Annotated in this window: 18 protein-coding genes and 2 pseudogenes; 7 read left to right on the top strand and 13 right to left on the bottom strand. The window is 47.7% G+C overall.

Annotated features, from left to right (window positions below):
- Positions 1 to 57 precede the first annotated feature (57 nt).
- From CR155_RS18535 to CR155_RS18515, 7 genes and pseudogenes are all read left to right on the top strand, one after another.
- Entirely contained in the window at positions 58 to 870 is an 813-nt protein-coding gene (locus CR155_RS18535) for a glycosyltransferase family 2 protein (RefSeq protein ID WP_233214413.1), read from the top strand.
- 3 nt (positions 871 to 873) lie between these two features.
- Positions 874 to 1,668 carry a class I SAM-dependent methyltransferase gene (locus CR155_RS18530; protein ID WP_102071513.1) on the top strand — a complete coding sequence of 265 codons (795 nt, stop codon included), beginning with the start codon at positions 874 to 876 and terminating at the stop codon, positions 1,666 to 1,668.
- On the top strand, positions 1,620 to 2,078 hold the full coding sequence (locus CR155_RS21420) for a GtrA family protein (RefSeq protein ID WP_369406189.1): 459 nt from the start codon (positions 1,620 to 1,622) through the stop codon (positions 2,076 to 2,078). The genes CR155_RS18530 and CR155_RS21420 overlap by 49 nt, the downstream gene beginning before the upstream one ends.
- Positions 2,078 to 2,620, top strand: a pseudogene (locus tag CR155_RS21415) (SDR family oxidoreductase); the annotation flags it as partial. The gene CR155_RS21420 and the pseudogene CR155_RS21415, both read left to right, overlap by 1 nt.
- A gap of 204 nt (positions 2,621 to 2,824) precedes the next feature.
- Complete coding sequence (locus CR155_RS21175) at positions 2,825 to 3,349, top strand: hypothetical protein (protein ID WP_233214412.1); 525 nt, start codon at positions 2,825 to 2,827, stop codon at positions 3,347 to 3,349.
- A pseudogene (locus CR155_RS21410) lies at positions 3,346 to 3,450 on the top strand (FAD-dependent oxidoreductase); the annotation flags it as partial. The gene CR155_RS21175 and the pseudogene CR155_RS21410, both read left to right, overlap by 4 nt.
- Before the next feature lie 57 nt (positions 3,451 to 3,507).
- The gene (locus CR155_RS18515) at positions 3,508 to 4,947 is read left to right on the top strand and encodes a GMC oxidoreductase (protein WP_199171819.1); all 1,440 of its coding nucleotides are present in this window, start codon (positions 3,508 to 3,510) and stop codon (positions 4,945 to 4,947) included.
- 119 nt (positions 4,948 to 5,066) lie between these two features.
- On the opposite strand, the gene CR155_RS18510 is transcribed toward CR155_RS18515, so the two are convergent.
- The 13 genes from CR155_RS18510 to rfbB all read right to left on the bottom strand — a co-directional run bounded on the left by CR155_RS18510 (position 5,067) and on the right by rfbB (position 21,951).
- The gene (locus tag CR155_RS18510; RefSeq protein ID WP_143705216.1) at positions 5,067 to 6,908 is read right to left on the bottom strand and encodes a hypothetical protein; all 1,842 of its coding nucleotides are present in this window, start codon (positions 6,906 to 6,908) and stop codon (positions 5,067 to 5,069) included.
- Positions 6,909 to 6,917: 9 nt separating this feature from the next.
- Positions 6,918 to 7,817, bottom strand: a complete 900-nt coding sequence (locus CR155_RS18505) for a GDP-mannose 4,6-dehydratase (RefSeq protein WP_102071508.1) — start codon at positions 7,815 to 7,817, stop codon at positions 6,918 to 6,920.
- Positions 7,817 to 8,863 (bottom strand): GDP-mannose 4,6-dehydratase, encoded by a 1,047-nt coding sequence (gmd, locus tag CR155_RS18500; protein ID WP_102071507.1) that lies wholly within the window; start codon positions 8,861 to 8,863, stop codon positions 7,817 to 7,819. Before gmd ends, CR155_RS18505 begins: the two co-directional genes overlap by 1 nt.
- A gap of 39 nt (positions 8,864 to 8,902) precedes the next feature.
- On the bottom strand, positions 8,903 to 10,324 hold the full coding sequence (locus CR155_RS18495) for a mannose-1-phosphate guanylyltransferase/mannose-6-phosphate isomerase (protein WP_102071506.1): 1,422 nt from the start codon (positions 10,322 to 10,324) through the stop codon (positions 8,903 to 8,905).
- Positions 10,325 to 10,487: 163 nt separating this feature from the next.
- Positions 10,488 to 12,458 carry a glycosyltransferase family 2 protein gene (locus CR155_RS18490; RefSeq protein WP_102071505.1) on the bottom strand — a complete coding sequence of 657 codons (1,971 nt, stop codon included), beginning with the start codon at positions 12,456 to 12,458 and terminating at the stop codon, positions 10,488 to 10,490.
- Positions 12,400 to 13,659, bottom strand: coding sequence for a glycosyltransferase family 4 protein (locus tag CR155_RS18485; protein WP_199171818.1), 1,260 nt, complete (start codon positions 13,657 to 13,659; stop codon positions 12,400 to 12,402). The genes CR155_RS18490 and CR155_RS18485 overlap by 59 nt, the downstream gene beginning before the upstream one ends.
- 301 nt (positions 13,660 to 13,960) lie before the next feature.
- Positions 13,961 to 16,363: a methyltransferase domain-containing protein gene (locus tag CR155_RS18480; RefSeq protein ID WP_102071503.1), complete on the bottom strand. Its 2,403-nt coding sequence runs from the start codon at positions 16,361 to 16,363 to the stop codon at positions 13,961 to 13,963.
- Between the two features lie 25 nt (positions 16,364 to 16,388).
- A complete protein-coding gene (locus tag CR155_RS18475; RefSeq protein WP_102071502.1) occupies positions 16,389 to 17,735 on the bottom strand; it encodes an ABC transporter ATP-binding protein in 1,347 nt (448 codons plus the stop codon).
- A complete protein-coding gene (locus CR155_RS18470; protein WP_439650461.1) occupies positions 17,725 to 18,579 on the bottom strand; it encodes an ABC transporter permease in 855 nt (284 codons plus the stop codon). Before CR155_RS18470 ends, CR155_RS18475 begins: the two co-directional genes overlap by 11 nt.
- A complete protein-coding gene (gene rfbC, locus CR155_RS18465; protein ID WP_102071501.1) occupies positions 18,576 to 19,121 on the bottom strand; it encodes a dTDP-4-dehydrorhamnose 3,5-epimerase in 546 nt (181 codons plus the stop codon). The genes CR155_RS18470 and rfbC overlap by 4 nt, the downstream gene beginning before the upstream one ends.
- Entirely contained in the window at positions 19,121 to 20,002 is an 882-nt protein-coding gene (rfbA, locus tag CR155_RS18460) for a glucose-1-phosphate thymidylyltransferase RfbA (protein WP_102071500.1), read from the bottom strand. Before rfbA ends, rfbC begins: the two co-directional genes overlap by 1 nt.
- Complete coding sequence (gene rfbD / locus CR155_RS18455; RefSeq protein WP_102071499.1) at positions 20,003 to 20,893, bottom strand: dTDP-4-dehydrorhamnose reductase; 891 nt, start codon at positions 20,891 to 20,893, stop codon at positions 20,003 to 20,005.
- Positions 20,890 to 21,951, bottom strand: coding sequence for a dTDP-glucose 4,6-dehydratase (rfbB, locus tag CR155_RS18450; RefSeq protein ID WP_102071498.1), 1,062 nt, complete (start codon positions 21,949 to 21,951; stop codon positions 20,890 to 20,892). The genes rfbD and rfbB overlap by 4 nt, the downstream gene beginning before the upstream one ends.
- Positions 21,952 to 22,050 lie beyond the last annotated feature (99 nt).

Raw genomic sequence — 22,050 nt, 5'->3', positions numbered from 1 at the left:
TTAGGTGGCATCATTTTCCTGACGATTTGCTCTTTGAGCTCAGGGCTATAGGCGGACATGAAAACACTCCAACCGCCCCCTCATCTATTAGGTTCAAGTGACCGGACATCTATTGTGACAGAGGGGGATGGCATGGAAATAATCGTCAAGGTAGATGGTGACGGACAGATGGACCCAGGCTTAATACCCAATTTTGTCGCTCCCATCGTGGCTGGTGAGGCCGACTACACCAAAGGCAATCGTTTTTTTGACTTAAAAGAGATTCATGCAATGCCGCCCGCCCGACTTCTTGGCAACGCGGCATTGTCCTTCATGACCAAACTTTCCTCTGGATATTGGGATGTATTCGACCCAACCAATGGTTATACGGCGATCCATAGCGATGTTGCGCGTTACCTTCCGTTTAAAAAAATAAGTCAGCGCTATTTTTTTGAAACGGATATGCTATTCCGCCTTAACATTCTACGTGCAGTAGTTGTTGACATTCCAATGGATGCCTCTTATGGCAGTGAAGTAAGTAACCTCAAAATTTCAAAAATAGTAGGTGAATTTTTTATTAAGCATATTCGAAATTTTATCAAGCGACTTTTCTATTCCTATTATCTACGCGATGTATCATTGGCTTCCATTGAATTGCCTCTTGGTCTGCTAATGTTGATTTTTGGAATAAGCCTAGGCGGATACCAATGGTTTGAATCGAGTCAAGCTGGGGTGCCTACGCCTGCAGGGACTGTCATGTTGGCTGCCATGCCTATACTTATGGGATTGCAACTAGTCCTTGCGTTTATCGGCTACGACATTGCCGCTATACCTAAAAGGCCTCGACATCGGAAGCGCTCTAATGAAACGTTAGGTGATTTAGGGAGTTGAGCGATGAAAAGTTTGTTTGATTGGTTAAGGGATCCGTCGGTTAAAATACTTGATGTGGACGGTGAGGGTCGTCTCATTGCCCATAGCAGCGTGTTGAGGCGCAAGCGGTTGTTGCGTGAAGTCTTTAGCGAATTCCACCATCTATTTCACAGTCTGGACGAACAATTCTTATCCGCGAAAGGCCTGAGGATTGAAATCGGTGCAGGCGTCGCGCCAATTCGTGAATCATACGCTGATGTTCTTGCTACAGATATCGTTTCTGGACCGGGCCTTGATCGGACACTTAATGCGGAAGACATGGATTTGGAAAGTGGATCGGTTCGAGTTGTGTTTGGCCAGAACTGCTTTCACCATTTCCCCCATCCTGACCGTTTCTTTCAACAGCTTGAGAAAGTGCTGCCCCCCGGCGGAGGTGCGATACTACTAGAGCCTTATTATGGTCCGTTCGCTACTTTTTTGTTCAAGAGGCTTTTCAGAACCGAAGGCTACGATAAAAAGTTTCAGTCGTGGGAAACACCACTAATTGGCCCCATGAATGGCGCCAATCAAGCTCTAAGTTATATCGTTTTCATAAGAGATCGGCAAAGTTTTGAATGTAAATTCCCTACTTTAAAAATTGTTCACCAGCAAACTTGCCCCAATTATCTGAAATACATGCTTTCTGGTGGACTAAATTTTAGGCAGATGTGTCCTAATTGGGCTAGTCCAATTATATCGATTTTGCAATGGATGTTGTCGCCGCTTAATCGATGGTTGGCTCTCCATCATGTGGTGGTTCTAAAAAAAGTAGTGGTATGACTTTTTTCAGATATCTCGTTGTGCAGGTTCTTGCTTATGGATTGGATATTGGAGGGTTTCTTATTGGGTTTAAACTGTTAGGGGCCGATCCGATCATTTCAAATGTTTTTGGAAAGATTGTCGCCGGAGTATTTGCGTTTATCGCACACAGGAATTTTACCTTTCAATCCACGCAAAAGATAAAGCATGGTGAGCAAGCTATCCGATATTTTGCGCTCTTAGGCCTTAATATTCCTCTGTCTTCTCTGGTGCTTCTCTTGGTATTGTTGGCCATTTCGTATCCCCTATACGGAAAAGTCATATCTGATGCGATTTGCTTGCTCCTAACATATTGGCTTAGCAAGACATATGTTTTTTGTAAGCCTCGCGATAACTCACTCAATTCGAATACAAAGCGAGGTGACAGGTAATGAGGCTATTGATAACAGGTGCGACAGGGTACATCGGGTCACGCCTCATTTGTCAGGCCTTATCGCGCGGACATGAAGTAATTGCTGCATCACGGAAACCCATAAATGAGCACGTAACTTGGCTTCCGTTTGACCTTAACTCGCCGTTCGCTATTCGACTACCTGATAGTATCGATGTAGTCCTGCATCTTGCCGCTACAACAGACTTGAGGGCATTGGACTCCGCAATGGAGGTGCGCGCAGCCGAAAGTCTTATACACGCAGCAAAACAGGTCAGTGCAAAATTTATTTTTCTATCAAGCCAAACTGCTAGTCAAACTGCACCAACGGCATACGGTAAGACGAAATATGAGATTGAAAGACTAGTTCGCGAGGCAGGGGGCATAGCAGTGAGACCCGGACAAGTGTATGGGGGAACTGAACGCGGTTTGTTCGGGATGCTTGTTAATACAGTGCGCCGACTTTTAGTAATACCAGTATTTTTGCCTGCTCCAAAGATACAACCCATTCATGTCGACGATCTAGCTCTAGCACTCGTTCTGTGTGCTGAATCGGAGGAATTCAAGTTGTCGATAATTTGTTTGGGTGCGCCCAAGCCGATCTCATTCACAAGCTTTCTACGTATCATTGCCAAGGAAAGAGTGCAAAGATATCGGCTGCTGGTGCCTGTACCCATTGCTCTTGTCCGAATGGTAGGGGTTGTAATCGGGGAACACTTACGATCCAAATTCGGGTTGGATAGACTCATGTCTCTATTTGATCTTCCGAGCATGAAAACAGCGCACGACTTGAAATTATTAGGAATTTCACTTCGACCAATAACATCAGGAATGACGCTTTCAGGGCGTAATCGACGGCGCAATCTTATTCGTGAAGGCAAGGGCCTTCTCACATATATTTTAAAAACGACTCCTTCTATAGCATTGATTAAAAGATATGTCCGTTATGTAGAGAGCGTTAGAGAAGGTCAACCACTCACAATATCTTCCATGATGTATCGTTGGCCCTTCCTCTTTGGGTTTCTCGATGAGCCAGGCCTAAAAACAGACGGATCGCATGCCGAGTTCGCCCTGCGTTTAAATGCGGCAGTCGTTTTGGCTGAGGCTACGACACAGGGGGCGCGACGTTTTCTAGCCCTCGGTAGTCATATGGGACTACCCGTCTGTCTCTCGGCAATGCTGTCAGCTGTTGTTTTGGAAATATTTTGGCGAGCTTCGAGATTGGGGGCAAACTTGTTTATGAAGTTGCGACGGCGTAGCACGGAGCTATGACGATGAGCTCTGACTTCGACATAATTATAGTTGGCAGTGGGCCCGCGGGTGTTTCTAGCGCTTTTCCATTGGTAGAAGCGGGACTCAAGGTATTGCTTGTGGATGGAGGAAGGGACTCTACCATTTCCCCACCCTCGAAGCCGTATTTGGTAAGTCGATTGGAAGATGAAAACCAGTGGGAGTGGATGGTCGGAAGAAACTACCATGCATTGCGTAATATGGATGCTGTTTCGCCGAAACTTAGAGCGCCGACACATGCATCCGTATTCGAAAAATTCAATCTCTTTAATAAAATTGAGCCCAATGATTTTGTGGTGGTTGGCTCGCTTGCACAAGGAGGGCTGTCGAACGCGTGGGGGTGTGGTGTTGCTCGGCTGTCAGTTGAAGAACTACGCCATTTTCCCTTCGCCTCATCCGAAATTGAACAGTCGTATGCAACGGTCACTCGTCGTATCGGCGTTAGCGGCGGTATTGACGATGACCTTTCGCAATACTTTGGCCTCGATCAATGGGCTAGCCCACCCATTCAGATGGACAACCTACAGAGTAGCTTATTAGATCGTTACGTTAAAAGAAGATCTAAAGTGACGTCGCTTGGCATGCGTTTGGGGCATTCGCGTGTTGCTGCGCTTTCAGAAAGTATAGGCGACCGGCACGCCTGTGACTTAAGTGGGAACTGTTTGTGGGGGTGCGACCGCCGGGCGCTATACGCGGCAACAGAAGATCTCAGGCTTCTTATAAGATATGCAAACTTTACGTATAAAAGCGGTTTTATTGTAGAGAAGATCATATATACAGAAGGTAATCCCGCGATATTTGGGACCGACATAACTGGCAAACGAATATTTAATGCAAAGAAAGTCATCTTGGCCGCAGGTACCATAGCTACCACAAAATTGGCTCTCCAGGCTCTCAATTTCGAAAAGCCAGTAGCAATGCACTCGTGCCCTACGGCCGCGTTCATGCTTTGGCTGCCAGCTGCGCTAGGAAAACAGCGCGAATCTGCGTTTGGTCTGGGTCAATTGTCATTTGTATTATCACTACCAGGTGAAATATCAGGTTTCGGCTCTCTCTTCAATCCAACAGGAATTTCAGTTGCCGAGTTTTTAAGATACCTACCGTTGCGCAAAAGGTATGGAATTGACTTTCTGAGTGCGCTGTTAAGCTCTTGTGTTGTCGGAAATATATTCTTGCCGGGAAACTTAACTACAGCGACCCTTTCTTTAAAGGCCAATAATTACTTAAACATAGAAGGCAGATACAGCCAAAAGGTTTCCTCTTTAATGCATTTATCTGAGAAACGTCTGCGCAAGGCCTTTTGGAAGCTAGGCGCTGTACTGCTACCGAAAAGTTTTACTCTTGGCAAACCTGGTAGCGATATACATTACGCGTGCTCATTGCCTATGCGAGAAGCACCAACTGTCGGCGAAACGAACGCAGACGGAGCACTTTTTGGAATAAGAGGAATCTATATCGCTGACGGAGCAAGTCTCCCGATCCTCACCGAAAAATCGCATACACTAACGATTATGGCCAATGCCGACCGAATAGCTCGAAAACTAGCTCAGAATATAGCGTTATCTGGGGGTCACTTTTAGGTATCGTGGCTAAAGATAATATGTGGTGGTTTGAATCTTAATCTAAAGTTATCGGATTGGCCCCCGCTATGTATCTAGATTACCAAAAGCATGTAGCTGCTACAGGTGTGCGTCCTTCACTAATTGACGCCAAAGATGAAATTGTAGTGCTCGGGAGATACTTCTGCGGGCATCCGATGCCAATCTATGTTAGCGGGTATATCCCAATGATCATTGATTGAGTAACGATTCAAGCGGTTATGGGTCACTTGACCCGTCTTTCCATCAATTTCAAGTCTTTGACTTGCATATGCCTCTCCATAAAGAATGCTGACTCCCAGGGGCCGGCCATACAAGGAGGCAAAGGCCGAGGCCAATACTTCTTGGTTGTTAGTGTATGCATTGACCCATACATCATCCCCTTTTGTCACCACCAAAGGAACTGTTGCTGTAACTTTCCCTGATACAGGAAGGTCAACTGTTAGCTTTACTTGACACTCTTGACATACTCGCGCGCGGTTTACATCATCTCGTACAAACAGTTTTCCTTTGCCTTTTCCAAGGAGGACCTCTCGATTAATGGTCGGTGATTTGCCCAATTTAGCGAAACCAGCTGTGATGGTGCTGCCCGTACTTGACGCCAATGGATCGAATATCATGATGCGATGAGAGTTCATCCTCTCTATTAGCCATGAGGATACCTGAGTCACCTTGCTTGTTGTTAGATCGATAACGTATGAATATTGGTCTAATAATTCTGGCGTCACTTCGGCCGACATCCTGACGTCTGCCTGTGGCACAAACCGTCGCATAGGATATAGAAGCAATTCCCGCAACATGACGAGATGCCAATCATTTTTTCGGCTCTTCCAATATTCGTCCAGATCGTCAACGATAAGTAGGGTTTTGGGAAGTAAAGGATCTCGACCGATTTTCATGCGGCGGATATAAGCTTTGGCTAATTGTGCCTTTGTGTCTCCCCATTGCTGGGTAGGCAGTAGCATGGAGCCTTCAAAAGGTTCATTCCAGCTGTAGACAAATACCAGAGAGGGGTCGGTCGCCTTTGACATCCAGCCCATCTCCTTTATATAGCGAAGGTCGAGCCTGATAACTCGCTGCATTGCATCGCGTTTTTGTATTCCTAAGTTATCGAAACCGAAGTTCCAGGTAACTGATTCATGCCCGAACTGGCTTTGAGGCGTGTCTAAAACGAATTGGAAAGGAGTGAAATTCTCCCGATGATGTAAGAACAAATGTTCCTGAAATATTGAGTTTTTAGCCGTCCAATAGAACATAGGTGACACTTCGGAGAACTCTGCGACCCCCTTGCGAAGTGCTTCGCCAAATGTTTGCCACGCTACTGGATCGGGATCAGAATCATCAAAACCATAGCCAAATACGAATATGACTGTGCGTCCCTTTTTATCGCGTGCTTGTAAATGTCGAGGGACCTTCTGAAAGAAGGTCCCTAACTCAGCAATAATAAGATTTGCTGTAGCAGAGTCGGGGCGGATGGAGCCTGGATTCGACAGCGTGGGCAATCGCTGTTCTCCAGGTTGATTGCGAACTTTGGCTGAAATTCCCCAATCATAGAATGGAGCAATTTTTAGCTGGCTTCGTTCAAGAGCACGGATCGCTTCTGGGGCGGGATAGGTAGCAGGTGCGCCACTCTGTAGGTGGTATTCCCACGCGATTGCATCTATTCCAAGCGACTTAATATATTGGAATTGCTTAAAATAGAAGTCTTCGGATGACCGGTCTTCTCCCCGTAGGCCAATAGCCTGCCAGTCAAGCGGGTCAACAAATTTATCTTCTTGCCACTCCGTCGTGTGAAACCAATCGAAAAAATGCAGGAAAACCGGCGTCGCAGGCTGTGCACGGCAACTGAATGTTGCAAGCAATATAAATACAGAAAAAATTATTTCACGCCAAAAAAAGATGTAACTCTGCCGCATTGGCCGGTTCATGGTTGCATTTTGCATTTTTGATTATTAATTAACCGCCAACATCCATTGCAAAGTCTTTGCCAATGGCACTGATTTCCATACGCCTATCAGGCCGCGTAAGCGGCTTCCATCACCGCATAGGCTCTTGATTTCGTTGGATCTGACAAACGCTGGGTTGACATGGACATTGAGACTGTGGCCGGTGATTGTGCTGCATATATCTATTATTTCGCGCAAGGAGTACGTTTCACCCGAACATACATTTACGGTTTGCCCGGCTGCCGAAGGTACTTCTAGTAGGCGCCGATATGCTTGCGCTATCGAGCGCACATCGCTAAAGTCGCGCCATACATCTAGGTTGCCTAGTTCTATTATTGGCGCTTTAGAGCGGAAATGTGAGACGATTTTCGGAATTAGGAATTTATCTGACTGTCCAAGCCCTGTGTAGTTGAATGGACGCGCAATAACGATTGGGAAGATGGCACTATATAATGTGGCCATATGTTCCATAGCGAGCTTGCTGACCGCGTAGTGGTTTGCAGGGGCGGGAACAGTATCTTCGCTCAAAATGCCTTCCTGCGCATTGCCATATACATTTGCGCTGCTCGCCAATAGCACACAGTCAGGAATGCTGTCCATTGCTGCAATGCCTTCGAGTAAATTACGTGTCCCTATTAGATTGACTTCATAGAATGCATTGGCGTTCCCATGTCCTACGAACGCTACTGCTGCAAGGTGCACGATTACACTGGGCTGGATATCTTGTATTGTCTGCTTTACCGCCGCACCATCCACCAGATTCACTTGGCGATAGTCGTCTTGGTCGGGACCGGCATGAGAGCCGAGTCCGACAACCCGATATCCGGCTGCTGTGAGCTCGGCTTGCATGTAGCTGCCCGTGAAGCCCTGAATGCCTGTAATCAGGGCCGTTTTGTTGGTAGGCATCAAAACGAAAACCCTTCTTTATTGCGGCGCAAGTCTTCTAGCACCATCATTTTGCAAAGATCTTCCAGTGATGTTTGCGGCGACCAACCTAGCTTAGCCTTAGCCTTGGCTGGATTTCCAATTAACAATTCAACTTCGGCAGGGCGGTAAAACTTGGGATTTACGCGTACCAACACTTTACCTGTTGCCGCATCAAGTGCTATTTCGCTGTCAGCAGTGCCCTTGAATTCGAGCTCATAGCCAGCTGATTTGAACGCCATGGAAACAAAGTCACGTACTGTTTCTGTACGATTCGTTGCGACGACGAAGGTATCAGGCGTGTCGATCTGGAGCATGCGCCACATGGCATCGACGTACTCTTTGGCGAAGCCCCAATCGCGTTTGGCATCTAGATTGCCTAGTTCTAATACATCAAGTTTGCCCAATTTGATCTTGGCGACGGAGTCTGTGATTTTTCGTGTCACGAACTCCCTCCCTCGAAGGGGAGACTCATGGTTAAACAGAATGCCGCTACTACCAAAAATATCGTAGCTTTCGCGGTAATTGACAGTCATCCAGTGAGCGTATAGTTTGGCGGCGCCGTAAGGACTACGAGGGTAGAACGGGGTGTCTTCTTGCTGTGGGATAGCCTGCACCTTACCAAACATCTCAGACGTTGAGGCTTGATAAAAGCGGATCTTCCTATTGGTTAGCCGTATGGCTTCTAGCAGGTTTACAGCGCCCAGCCCTGTAATTTGCGCCGTTGTAGTCGGTTGATCAAAACTGACTCCAACAAAACTTTGCGCGGCTAAGTTATAAATTTCGTCGGGCTGCACCTTTTGAAGCAAGGTGATGCTCGCGCCAAGATCTGTAAGGTCATATTCAACTAGGTGTAAATTCGCATTAGAGTGCACGCCGAGCTCTTCAATGCGCCAGAAGTTTACCGAGCTTGTGCGTCGGTATGTGCCGTAAACAATATAGCCTTTTTGAAGCAATAACTCTGCAAGATATGCTCCATCCTGGCCAGTAATGCCGGTAACAATTGCGGTACGGGGTGAGATAGTCATTCTTCTTCTTTCAAAAAATTAAAGGCGCATAACAATGAGCTATTCGCGGCCATAGACGTCTTCAAAACGTATGATGTCATCTTCGCCAAGATATTCTCCGCTTTGTACTTCGATCAGTACCAGGTCAATAACTCCCGGGTTTTCCAGGCGGTGCTGATGCCCGGCGGGAATGTAAGTCGACTCGTTGGTATTAATCAAGGCTTCGTGTTCACCATTAATGACGCGTGCCATTCCACTGACTACAATCCAGTGTTCACTGCGGTGATGATGCATTTGCAAGCTGAGACGACCACCAGGCTTGACTTCCAGGCGCTTCATTTTGAAGCGGTTGCCCTCTTCTAGTACTGTGTAACTGCCCCATGGCCTGTAAACAGTGCGATGCAATTTATAAGCGTCATTCCCTCGTGCTTTTAAAGTTGCATAAATGTTTTTGACATCTTGGGTACAGTTTTTGGCAGCAACAAGAAGGGCGTCCGGTGTATCGACAATAATCAGGTCTTTTATTCCGACCGCACCCACTAGGCGATCATGGCTTTGGATGTAGCAGTTTTCTACATTATGTAGGACGGCTTCGCCCTCGATAGCATTCCCTTGAGCATCGCCTTCGCTGAGGCCGCTTAAGGCAGTCCATGAGCCGATGTCGCTCCAGCCAATGTCGCAAGGGATGACTGATACCTGAGTTGATTTCTCCATTAAGGCATAATCGATAGATATATCTGGCACGTTGGCAAAGGTGTCCGCGTCCAGAGTAAGTTGCACAAAATTATTGCTTTGCGCCTCTCGTGATAGAGCCAGACAATTCTTGGCGGCGTTTAATACGTCGGGGCAGTAGCGCTCTAATTCGCTCAGAACTATTCCTGCCTGCATGCAGAACATTCCTGAATTCCATAGAAAGCGTCGAGAATCCAGGTATTCCTGGGCAACCTCAAGCGTGGGCTTTTCGACAAACCGTATTGCGCGTTCGCCATCAGCTTCGATGTAGCCATAGCCTGTTTCTGGTGCGTCGGGTCGGATGCCGAAGGTGACTAGTTGACCTTGTTTGGCAAGTACCATGGCTCGTGTGACGGCGTGTGCGAACGCGTGCTGATCTGCAATAAGATGGTCTGCCGCCAACACCAGCATAATGGCGTCGTTGCCGTGTTTACTGCTGATTTGCAGTGCGGCACAAGCAACAGCGGCTGCGGTGTTGCGGCCAAAAGGCTCGAGGATGTAACTAACCGCGATCCCCGTCCTATTGACCTGTTTGAACTCGTCTTCAGTTTTAAAAAAAAGCTCACGGTTTGTAACCGTTAATACCTCTGCAACTTCTGGCAGGGCCGCGCCTCGCACGAAGGCCTTTTGCAACAGGCTCATGTTGTCAGCTAAACGAATAAACGGCTTAGGATGTTGTTCGCGTGACACTGGCCACAATCTCGAGCCTGCGCCGCCGCATAAAATTGTTGGAATTAATTTGCTTGTCATATTCCTTATCCGCTGAGCGAGATACATCGCCTAGTGTAATGATGTATAGAACTATCTAGTTAATCTACCCATAAATCAACACTGCACTCGTCGACAGCAATAGCGCAAAGCTTTAAAAGTATAGCCCAAGCAGTATCACTTTTCAGGAAACGCCCATGGCTTGTCAACATACTCGCTTATCATTCCATAAAGCCTCTAACTCTTGCTCGCGTGGTGGCCAAGCAAGACTGCAATCTTCATGCTCCAGAGTCAAATTGGGGTTGTATGCCGGGTCGTTTTTTAGGTTATCGCCCCAACGTTGCTTCATGTATTGAACTTCTTGAGAAAAGCGGTCATATTTCTCCAAGGTATCCTCCCGTCCGCGCGAAGCTGATTCGTGGTGATAAAGCTCGGCATAAGGGGTCCATACGTTTCGGTAGCCCGCTTGTTTGACGCGCAGGCAGAAATCTACATCATTAAATGCGACGGCTAGGTTCTCTTCGTCTAGTCCGCCAACTTCTTGGTAAATCTGTTTTTTTACCAAGAGGCAGGCCGCAGTAACAGCCGAGAATGACTGAGTTCGTTGCGCGCGGCCAAGGTAACCCGGGCTGTCGCGCACAAGCCGCCTATGGACATGGCCTGCAATTCCACCGATGCCGGTTATTACTCCAGCGTGTTGCAAAGTGTTGTCGGGATACCAGAGTCGTGCTCCCACCGCGCCGATCCCTGGTTGTATGGCAAGGCCAAGCATCTCGTTAAGCCAATCAGGTGAGATGACTTCGATGTCGTTATTGAGTAGGCATAGGTAATCGCCTTGGGCGATATTAATTGCGTTATTGTTTAGCGCTGAGTAGTTAAATGGACGGGCATCCCGTACAACATGCAATTTTTCTTCGCTTTCCAGGCTAGCCAAATATCGTAAGGTGGCTGGATCGCTGGAATTGTTGTCAATGACGAGGATTTCGTAGTTTTCGTAGAGGGTCTTGGCAAGTATGCTACCTATGCATTGCTGGATTAATTGCAAACCGTTGCGAGTAGGAATAATCATGCTGACCATGGGTTGAGCTGGAGGCAAAGAGTATTTCACGCGATAGGAACCGAAGGTCGTGACTTCAGCGCTTGCAACGACCTCAGTGCGCTCGAGGTGATCAGTAATAGCCCGCAGACCTTGCGTTATCTCATTTAAGGCCAAGATTTTGGACTTAGGTATTTTGGCTTGATCTGAGCGGCTGTGGTACAAAACTCTGGGGATATGGATGATTTGAGTAGGCTTGACTTGCTCAACGCAACGCAGCGTCAAGTCGTAATAGTGTGCACCGTCATAGTCAGCCCGAACACCTCCTAGCGTATTAATAAGCTTGCGCTGATAAATCGTGAGGTTGCCTATTGTGTTACCGGATAGGAGTAATTCAGGGTTCCAATCAGGCTTGAAAGCAGGTTCGTGCCGAGTACCCGCTGTGTCTATTTTGTCTTCATCTGAATAGATAATGGCTGCGTCGGGATTAGTCAAGATTGTCTGCGCAACATAGTAGAGTGCGTGCTCTGAAAGTACGTCATGCTGGCCTAGCATGGCTACCCACTGCGCGCTGGTTGCGCTGAGTCCTCGGTTGATCGCGGCAGAAATAGGGCTAGCTTGCGTGTCGAGCAGCAACTTGATGCGCGTATCGCCCCGGCAAAGCTGCTCGATCTGTTGCCGGAATATGGGCGACGCAAAAGACGCGCCAACAATATGTAATTGCCAATGTGGATATAGCTGGGCCTGGACCGAGCTTATGGCATCAGCCATAAGCTCGAGCTTCGCGTCGGGCATGGACACAGGGATGATCACTGATATCAATTGAGCGGGCATTTTTTCGATGCTGCCCATAATGACTGAGCGTCTTTTGTTATTCAGGGCGCCATACCGGCGTAGCCATTCACCATAGTTATTACGGTCAAAGCCTGTGAAAGCTTCTATATGCCTTTTAAGTACAGAGGCTACTTTCCGCCGCACGCCTCTCCATCCTACTTGCTTATGCAAGTTCTGAACCTTACGCAGAATTAACAAACGAGCCTCCAGCATATTCAGAAGTTGTTTACTGGTATTGCTGGCAGCGTCAATAAGCGAGTCCGTCAAATGCCTTGATAACACGGGCTTGGAAATCGCTGCGCGCATACTTAAGGACGGATTCCCGAGCGTTGAGTCTTAGTTCCTGCAGCTTGGGTTCCGCCAAGGGGTCTGTCAACTCTTTTATATGTAGCGCCAATGTGTCGTAGTCGTCGAAGACATAGCCGTTCTTGCCATCGTTCACGATTTCCTTTTGGCCTGCAGCGTTAATCACTACAGGGACACAGCCACAGGCCATAGCTTCGCAAGTTGTCATGCCGAAGTGTTCGAGGCGCTCTGGAAAATCGGAGTGATTTTCTCCCCATCCGGCGGCGTGCCAATATATCGTTGCAGTTTGGTAGTGTTCAACCAGTTGAGCAAAAGGAAGGTCGGCTTTAATGTCAATCGGGTGCCCTTCACAGATTTTTTGTAGGTCGGCAAAGTAATCGAGATGGATCTGGTGTTCCTGGTGGCGAGCCCCTACCAGCACTAAACGCCAGTCATCTGGAATACAACCTTCCTTCCTCATTTTGATAAAGGCCTCAGCCATTTCTCGGTGCTTTTTATTGTGCCCACCAGCAAAAAAGCGGCCTACCGAAAGAATAAATCGGGCGCGAGGCTTTTGTGAGTCGTAATTGAAAGAGTCTGTGTCAATCGGTGGCTGTAGTTCTGTTGATTCAAGCTGCCAGCGGTTGGCAATCCATTCGCTTGTAAAATTAGAAATCGAAATGATACGGCTATAAGCGGCCAGTGCCGCTATGGGCGTAACTGGAGGCAGCACTTGTTCTACCGCCCTGGGTGCGGACATCCACAAAATTTCTCTAGCGTCAATACAAATGCCCAGACTGCGCCCGTCGCTGAATGGGCCCTCTTGATCAATTTTGGCGGGAACAGACTCAATATGTGCGATACGATGGCTATCGTTGCCCGGAGGCAGAGTTATGCTTATCATCAATTCCGATACTTGAAAATCGCATTGGACGCCGTCAATGGTAACTTTACGTACCCCGCAATAGGCTTTGGGCCACAAAGGAATCTGAGCTGTTCCTGTTTTTTGCACCGGGAGCGCTACAAGAGCGTTAGTATCCAGCCATACACAGTTGTTTGGTTCCAGGTGAAATGCGCCTGCTATTGCGACAAATTGAGGTAGTCGCTTGTTAAGCGACTGGCGTATTTCAAAGGCAGTGGATCGAGTTTTTTTAATTACCGCCTTCACGATAGATTTTAGCCGGGACCGGCTAGATAATTGATGCGGAAAATAGCAGATCATGGCTGATAGCCGAGACTGTGGCCTAATAGACGAACCGTAAGTACTATTAATGAATAAATCATATTCAGACGTCAATGGCGATAACCGCTCACAAGGCACGTTGGGCCAGCATGTTGTCGTACATCGGGAAAAATCAAGACGTAGCCGAGCCTGTAAGTGATTCCAATCCACAGGTTCCACAGAAATAAGTTCGACGTCATGATCGAGCGATAGTATCTGCGCGACGGTGCCTGTATAGTTTTCACCACCACCGTAGGTGTTCCAGTAGCGGTTGTATATGCCTATTTTCATATTATGATTTTTATTTAACTATGAATAAGGCTCGTTGCACAAGTATCTGAGGCGCCAAGCGGGCTGCATCATAAATGGCTTTGTGCTCGATTTCGGTTGATGTAAGCTCGTTTAAAGGCCTTGAGGGGTCGTTCGATATCCTGGTTTTCTTGCCTCGCAGATATGCTTTTGCTAAAGAGATAATTAGCTTTGGAATAGCTTGGGCTGGCGCATTTTTTAGGGCGATCAGGCGCTGATTACGGGTAACGTGGTACCGGAAGCTGGGCGACCATTCTATGCTGCTGCCAGCATGTATATGACGCACTATAGACCGGGCATCAAAGGCGAAATACAGGCCGGCCTTACGCATGCGCCAAGCAAGGTCGGCGTCTTCGTAGTACATAAAGAACCGCTCATCAAAGCCATTTAACGCCAGAAAAACCTTACGCTCGAAAAGCAGGCTGCATCCACAAAATGCATTTATCGATTTTACTTGATCAAATTGATTGAGGTCGCGCTGATTAATTCCGATGTCTGCAGCATTGCCGCGCTCGTCAAGTGTACTGCCGGCATTATTCAATACCCAGAATGACTTCTCATGGATGGTATCGGGTAGGCGAAGATCGATACTTTGAAAGTCGGCAGTTGAGACGAATTCGCCAAGTAATGTTCCTTCACAACTTATTGTTACGGTTGTTCTCATGAGGCCGCCAGGCCGCGCGCTGGTTATACGCAATACGGGTGATGATTGGCCAAGATCTTCAATTGGTAGCAACAGATTAGCTGTTCCGTTAGTCCAGCGCACAATTCTTTGATTTGGCCAGTTTTCTTCGTTATGGAAACCGGACTGCGGAAGCGGTTTTATATAGTCGCAATCCAAAATACGGGTTTCGTTAAGGTCTACCGCAATCCCCAGAGGCCGACCATCATTTCCATTAGCAATGGAGGTGTCAGATGAAATCTGGATATTTAGAAATTTGGTCAAATACCTTATCTTGGGGGACACAGCTCCGATGGGAACACCTTTTCCAATGTAGTCGACCCATGACTCAAGTAGGTACTCAAGCCATTGCGGCTCGGCAATGGCATCATTATTCAATAAGGCAATCAAAGCAGACGAAGCTGCCCTGACACCTACGTTATTACCTTCGGCGAAGCCTAGATTCTCTTTGCTTTGAATGACCTTTACCCAAGAATAATGTTCACGGAGGTAATCTACCGAGCCGTCCGTAGAGGCGTTATCGACAATAATGACTTCGGCTGGTTGCTCAGTCTGGATTTTAATACTTTTTAGTAGGTTATCTAAGAAATGTTTGCCATTATAATTGACGATTACAACGCTCACTTTTGGCGTAAAGTGAGATAAGCGTACACTCATGGATTCGCTACTAGCCAGCATTTGCTCGTATTTCGTAGAGAGTAGATCAATCTCCCGCTGATATGAAATATCCTTGTCAACTAACTTCGTAGAGAGTAGATCAATTTCCCGTTGATATGAAATATCCTTATCAACTAACTTCGTAGAGAGTAGATCAATTTCCCGTTGATATGAAATATCCTTATCAACTAACTTCGTAGAGAGTAGATCAATTTCCCGTTGATATGAAATATCCTTATCAACTAACATTTGATCGCGCTCAGCAACGATCCTATCTATTTCTCGTCGAAAGTCGGCTGCGGTATTTTCGACCCTGATTCCCCAGTCGTTATCTTTTCGCGCCAACACCAATTCTATTGACTCTTCGAATATACCGGAAGGCACCGCAGGCAGTGGGCCGTTGGAGGCTATAGCTACCCAATAAATAGGCTTGGTAAGGCCAGCGCCGCGCACTACGTCCCAGTCGTCGCGTTTGTACGTTACGACCATAGTTTCGGCTGCGTCTGTCAGTATGCCCGAACCGTAAATAATACGTTGTCCAAAATATTGAGTATTTTGAAAATGTGATTCCAGCAAATCTTTAAATTCCTGCTCGAACAACTCCTTCACATGAAATTCATTCGTAAAATCTGGTTCTATTGAGTAATTCTGCTTATCGGGACTGGAAATGAAAAGCACGCCTTCGGGGCGTAGCACTCGCCGTATTTCTGACATCATCTGCTCGTGTTCATTGTGATGCTCGATGGTCTCAAAACTGACTACGATGTCTACGCTGGCATCACGTAAGGGAATGGCGCTGCAAGTTCCGGTCAAAAATTTCAGATTTTCTTGAAGATACCGGGTATTCGCGTGCTCGATGGCTTCGGCTGAAATATCAACACCAATTACCGAAGCTGCTGTCTTAGCCATCATGGCGGAACCATAGCCTTCACCGCTCGCTATATCGAGCACGGCTTTACCTGCGACGATCTCACATGCCAGCAGATAGCGATGAAGATGCTCTAGTTCAATTTCACCGTGGGTTTCCGGAACGAACCGTTCGCCAGTGAATTCCATACTTACACTCCTGTTTGTCTATAAATCACCCTGCGAGGAGTGTTATTTCTTGCATTGGGATACCAACTAGCCCTGTCGCGACGCTGCTGGATTCAGACTTGAACAATAACGCATCTGATATCCAGTGATGCTGGATATGGTCTTGTTGAGTGCCGTCGGCGATGGCAACGCTAATGCTGTAGTTGCCGGGAGGCAGAATGGGCATGAAGAACCTGAATTCTGCCCGAATTTGTTCATCTTCATGACAGGATACGGGGGTGTCAATGTGACTTAAATACGTATTATCGCCAAAGATTGCCTGTCCGAGTCTGTCTTTAACGGTGAAACCGATGATGGTTTCCCGGATAAATGTATTCGCGATGGCTTGTATGGCGATAGTGACGGGCTCTCCACCCACGATCCACGAAAGAGGCTCGCCTTCGTTGTCGCAAAATACAACATCGGTTATATGTGCACCACCTTTGCCAAAAGACGCGGCCTCGGGGTCAAATTTGAATATGGCTAAATCATTACGCAAATTACTGGCGTTGATCAGGGTCAGGCGCTGATCCCGTTGCGGTTTTGCAGTATTTCTTTTTTTACTGGGAATGATACGGCTTTTCCCTTGTTGCTCTTCGTAAAAGGCCTTTAGGTAAGATTCCGATATATCTTTAGGACTTCCGGCGTCAATTACTTTTCCTTTCTCTAACCATACAGCGCGATTACAAAGGCTCTTGATGGCGCTGGTGTCGTGGCTTACAAATAAAATAGTGCCGGTCTTCATGAAATTGCGTAAAAATCGCATGCACTTTTGTACGAAGAAAGCATCGCCTACAGCTAGCGCTTCGTCAATGATCAGTATATCGGCATCGACATGGGCAATTACCGCGAATGCCAGCCGTACTATCATGCCGCTGGAGTATGTTTTTACTGGTTGATCGATGAACTCACCTATGTCGGCAAAATCAACAATGGCATCGAACCGTTCCCCGATTTCCTTTTTGCCCAACCCCAGTACTGCCGCATACATATATACGTTCTCGCGCCCCGTGAATTCTTGGTTGAAACCGGAGCCCAATTCCAATAGCGCTGCAATGCGCCCACGAGTTTCGACGACACCGGTCGTGGGGGTAAGGGTGCCGCAGATTATCTGTAGCAACGTTGACTTGCCGGATCCATTGCGCCCGATAATGCCTACCGTTTCGCCCTTTTTTATCTCAAATGACACATCGTCAAGTGCCCTAAATTCGCGAAAGTACGGCTTTGATTCACCCCCAACCATACGTTGTAATCGAGGCATGACAAATTGCTTTAGTCGATCTCGCGGTGCATCATAGATTTGATAGCACTTGCCAATATTCTGCGCTCGTACCGCTATATCATTAGATGACATCGGCAAATCCTTTCCTAGTTTTCTGAAACCAGGCATAGCCTACCCATGCGACTGCAAGGGCCACTACGGTATAAAGACTTAGCAGTGTCCAGTTAGGGAGGCGCCCCCATATCAGTACTTCGCGCGCCTGCTCAATAATGACTGTAAGAGGATTAGCCATGATAATTGAGCGAAGCTGCCGTGGTACCGCCGTTATAGGGTAGAAAACTGGCGCCATGAATAGCATAACCATAGTGATGATACTGATGGTTTGACCTACATCTCGTAAGAAAACGCCCAGGGAAGCAAGGATCCATGCTAGTCCGAGAGTGATGATGATTAGAGGCAGCAAGACCAGGGGAAAGAAAATGACAGTCCAGTGGATATAGCCGTTGAATAGTGCAAATGCCGCTAGCAATACAATCAAGCTGATTGTGCTATGGAATAGCGCTGCTCCCATTGCCACTACAGGCAATACTTCCAACGGGAAAATTACCTTTTTTACGTAATTTACGTTGGAAATGATAAGGCCCGGCGCCCGATTTAGAACCTCGGCGAACAGGCCGTGCACAATTAGTCCTACAAATAAGACTATGGCGAACAAGGTTCGGCTTTCTTCGATGTTACTCGCGCCCCACCGTGCTTTGAACACCACTGCAAAAACAAAGGTGTACACCAGTAACATGAAGATGGGGTTAAAAAATGACCACGCTAAACCCATAACCGATCCGCGGTAACGGCCTACGACTTCGCGCTTTGTCATTTGCAAAATAAGATTGCGATTACGCCACAGGCTGCAAGCCAAAGAAGCAGGGCTGGTTGGTGGCGCGATATGTGGATTCATTCCTTGTAGAGCAGATGTCATTCGAAGACTTCCGATTTCAGAAGCGAAGGCGCCCGTTTGTCTTTTTCAGATAGGATCGGTTCGCCATCAAGAGGCCACTGAACGTTAATTTCTGAGTCGTTCCAAAGTATGCAGCGTTCGAATTTCGGGGCATAGTAATCCGTTGTTTTGTAAAGAAACTCGGCCTTGTCGCTTAACGTCAAAAAGCCATGCGCAAAGCCTTCGGGCACCCAAAGCTGTTTTTTGTTTTCTGAGCTTAGGACTTCGCCGACCCATTGGCCGAAAGTGGGTGAGTTTTTACGAATATCGACGGCAACGTCAAATACTGAGCCGGCAACCACACGCACCAATTTGCCTTGAGGCTGCTTGATCTGGTAGTGTAAGCCGCGCAATACGTTTTGAGTTGAACGCGAGTGGTTGTCTTGAACGAAATTGAGTTTTTTTCCTGTGGCCGCTTCAAACTGCGCCTGATTGAAGCTTTCAAAGAAGAATCCTCGGTCATCGCCGAACACGTTGGGTTCAAGCAAGATAACGTCGGGAATTGCAAGCGGCGTAACTTTCATTAGTAGACGGTTTCTTTAAGTAGTTGCAGCAAGTACTGGCCATAACCATTCTTGGTTAATGGCTTTGCCAGTTTTTCTAATTGTGCGGCGTCTATCCATTGTTGCCGATAGGCGATTTCTTCTGGACAGGAGACCTTCAGCCCTTGACGGTTTTCCAGCGTAGCAATGAATTGGCTGGCATCCAGCAACGATTCATGTGTGCCTGTATCCAGCCACGCATATCCGCGGCCCATAATTTCGACATTCAGTTCGCCTTGTTCCAGATATAAGCGGTTCAAGTCGGTGACCTCCAGTTCTCCGCGTGCTGATGGCTTTAGATCTTTGGCCATATTCACTACCTGGCGATCGTAAAAGTACAAGCCCGTGACCGCATAGTTGGATTTGGGTTTGGTCGGCTTTTCTTCTAGCGTTAGGACTTTTCCATCGACATTGAATTCAGCGACGCCGTAGCGTTCAGGATCGTGCACATGGTAGGCAAAGACGCTGGCGCCTTTACTGCGTTGCATTGCGCTGGTCAATGGTTTTTGAAAATCGTGGCCGTAAAAGATGTTATCGCCAAGAACCAGGGCTGAAAGGTCGTTGCCAATAAAATTTTCGCCGATAATGAAAGCTTGGGCCAGACCATCGGGACTGGCCTGGACGGCATACTGTAAGTTCAAGCCCCATTGGCTTCCGTCACCCAATAGTTGCTCGAAGCGGGGAGTGTCTTGTGGTGTAGAGATAATAAGAATATCGCGTATGCCGGCAAGCATGAGGGTGCTTAGTGGGTAGTACACCATGGGCTTATCATATACCGGCAACAGCTGTTTGCTAATAGCTAGTGTCGCGGGATGTAGACGCGTGCCGGAGCCTCCTGCCAAGATAATGCCTTTGCGCTTCATTTAAATTTCCGTTTTTGTAAGCTGAGCTATGGTGCGATCAGCATAGATCGACCAGTGGGGAATTTCCAGTCCCAGTGCTTTACTGAGTTTGCCGGTGTCCAGACGAGAGTTTTTCGGCCGTTTGGCTGGTAGTGGATATTCTTCTGTTCCGATAGGACGGATCCGCTCAGTGCCTAGTTTCAGCGCTGCACCGTTTTCTTTTAGTCGTGCAACGATGTGCATGGCAAAACCATGCCAACTGACATGGCCCGTACCGGTCAAGTGGTAGATGCCATTGGCAATGGCGTTTTTCTTATGCGCGGCAATAGCAAGAGCAGTAACGTCGGCGATTAGCTCTGCGGATGTTGGCGCTCCTACTTGATCGGCGACAATTCCAAGGCTGTCGCGCTCTGAGGCCAAGCGTATGATGGTTTTGACGAAATTGCCGCCATGGGCCGAAAAAACCCAGCTAGTGCGAAAAATCAACGCCTGGCAGCCGCTGGTCAATATTGCCTGTTCGCCCGCCAATTTGGTACGCCCGTAGGCACTTTGTGGATTTGTCGTGTCGGCTTCTGTATAAGTGCCCGCCTTTTCGCCATCGTATACATAGTCGGTCGAATAGTGCACTAATAGGGCGTTGGTCTTGTTGGCATGCTGCGCCATTGCCTTTACTGATTCGGCGTTTACGGTCAATGCTGTAGCTTCGTCGTTTTCCGCCTTGTCTACAGCGGTATAGGCCGCCGCGTTCACAATAATACTCGGCGCGTACCCGTCCAGCACCCGTTTGATGCTGGCAGGGCTTTCTAAGTTAGCTTCTTTGCGGCCTAGAGCCACAACTTCACCCAACGGCAGTAGGGCGCGTTGAAGCTCGTGGCCCACTTGGCCATTTTTGCCTAATAGCAGTATTTTCATATGGTGTATTGTTTGTTCACCCAGTCTTGATAAGCACCGCTGCTTACATTGGCAACCCATGGCTGGTTGTCGAGATACCATTGCACGGTCTTGCGGATCCCAGTCTCAAATGTTTCTGCCGGCTTCCAACCCAGATCTTTCTCCAGCTTCGATGCGTCTATAGCATAGCGCCTATCGTGGCCTGCACGGTCTTTAATGAAAGTAATCTGGGTGCTGTATGGCTTGCCGTCAGCGCGCGGCTGCAGTTCATCCAGGATGGTGCACAGTGTATTTACTACATCCAGATTGGCCTTTTCATTCCAGCCCCCTACGTTGTAAACCTCGCCCAGTCTGCCGGCCTCCAGAACGCGCCGAATGGCGCTGCAATGGTCTTTGACATATAGCCAATCACGAACCTGCTGTCCATCGCCGTAGATGGGAAGAGGCTTGCCGGCGAGGGCATTCAATATGCAAAGCGGAATCAGTTTTTCTGGGAAATGGTAGGGCCCGTAGTTATTGGAGCAATTGGTGGTCAAAACCGGCAAGCCGTAGGTATGGTGATAGGCGCGTACCAAATGATCTGAGGCGGCTTTACTTGCAGAATAGGGGCTGTTGGGCTCGTAGCGATTGGTTTCGCTGAACGCAGGGTCTGTCTTGCTTAGCGAACCATAGACCTCATCAGTGGAAACATGCAAAAAGCGAAATAGGTTCTTTGCTTCGCCTTTCAGTTCGTTCCAATAGGCGCGCACCGACTCCAGCAAATGGAAGGTGCCGACGATATTGGTCTGGATGAAATCTTCCGGACCGTGTATGGACCGGTCCACATGGCTTTCTGCAGCGAAATTAATCACAGCGCGCGGCTTGTGTTCCGTCAACAGCTGTGTAATCAGATCCGCATCGCCAATGTCGCCGCGAACAAATGTATGTTGTTGCTTGCCTTCCAAAGTGGCAAGGTTCTCAAGGTTACCTGCGTAAGTTAGCTTATCAAGATTGATGACTGATTCGTCACTAACGCTTAGCCAGTCAAGCACAAAATTCGAGCCGATAAACCCGGCGCCGCCGGTAACTAAAATACTCATGTTCTCAGATTTCCTGTACGTCCTGCCGGAGATTTTCCGCGGATAAAAGTGATATTCATTGTCCTGTCAGCTACTGTCGTAAAAACGATACCGTCTGCA

The organism is Pollutimonas nitritireducens (genome assembly GCF_002849615.1).
Taxonomy (GTDB): Bacteria; Pseudomonadota; Gammaproteobacteria; order Burkholderiales; family Burkholderiaceae_B; genus Pollutimonas; species Pollutimonas nitritireducens.
This window is presented reverse-complemented; position numbering and strand designations above follow the sequence as displayed.

Excerpts from the sequence above, each read along its gene's own strand:
- CR155_RS18535 (WP_233214413.1), top strand. The coding sequence starts at position 58 with ATGAAAACACTCCAACCGCCCCCTCATCTATTAGGTTCAAGTGACCGG.
- CR155_RS18530 (WP_102071513.1), top strand. The coding sequence starts at position 874 with ATGAAAAGTTTGTTTGATTGGTTAAGGGATCCGTCGGTTAAAATACTT.
- CR155_RS21420 (WP_369406189.1), top strand. The coding sequence starts at position 1,620 with ATGGTTGGCTCTCCATCATGTGGTGGTTCTAAAAAAAGTAGTGGTATG.
- CR155_RS21175 (WP_233214412.1), top strand. The coding sequence starts at position 2,825 with ATGTCTCTATTTGATCTTCCGAGCATGAAAACAGCGCACGACTTGAAA.
- CR155_RS18510 (WP_143705216.1), bottom strand. The coding sequence starts at position 6,908 with ATGCAAAATGCAACCATGAACCGGCCAATGCGGCAGAGTTACATCTTT.
- CR155_RS18505 (WP_102071508.1), bottom strand. The coding sequence starts at position 7,817 with ATGCCTACCAACAAAACGGCCCTGATTACAGGCATTCAGGGCTTCACG.
- gmd (WP_102071507.1), bottom strand. The coding sequence starts at position 8,863 with ATGACTATCTCACCCCGTACCGCAATTGTTACCGGCATTACTGGCCAG.
- CR155_RS18495 (WP_102071506.1), bottom strand. The coding sequence starts at position 10,324 with ATGACAAGCAAATTAATTCCAACAATTTTATGCGGCGGCGCAGGCTCG.
- CR155_RS18490 (WP_102071505.1), bottom strand. The coding sequence starts at position 12,458 with ATGCGCGCAGCGATTTCCAAGCCCGTGTTATCAAGGCATTTGACGGAC.
- CR155_RS18485 (WP_199171818.1), bottom strand. The coding sequence starts at position 13,659 with ATGATCTGCTATTTTCCGCATCAATTATCTAGCCGGTCCCGGCTAAAA.
- CR155_RS18480 (WP_102071503.1), bottom strand. The coding sequence starts at position 16,363 with ATGGAATTCACTGGCGAACGGTTCGTTCCGGAAACCCACGGTGAAATT.
- CR155_RS18475 (WP_102071502.1), bottom strand. The coding sequence starts at position 17,735 with ATGTCATCTAATGATATAGCGGTACGAGCGCAGAATATTGGCAAGTGC.
- CR155_RS18470 (WP_439650461.1), bottom strand. The coding sequence starts at position 18,579 with ATGACATCTGCTCTACAAGGAATGAATCCACATATCGCGCCACCAACC.
- rfbC (WP_102071501.1), bottom strand. The coding sequence starts at position 19,121 with ATGAAAGTTACGCCGCTTGCAATTCCCGACGTTATCTTGCTTGAACCC.
- rfbA (WP_102071500.1), bottom strand. The coding sequence starts at position 20,002 with ATGAAGCGCAAAGGCATTATCTTGGCAGGAGGCTCCGGCACGCGTCTA.
- rfbD (WP_102071499.1), bottom strand. The coding sequence starts at position 20,893 with ATGAAAATACTGCTATTAGGCAAAAATGGCCAAGTGGGCCACGAGCTT.
- rfbB (WP_102071498.1), bottom strand. The coding sequence starts at position 21,951 with ATGAGTATTTTAGTTACCGGCGGCGCCGGGTTTATCGGCTCGAATTTT.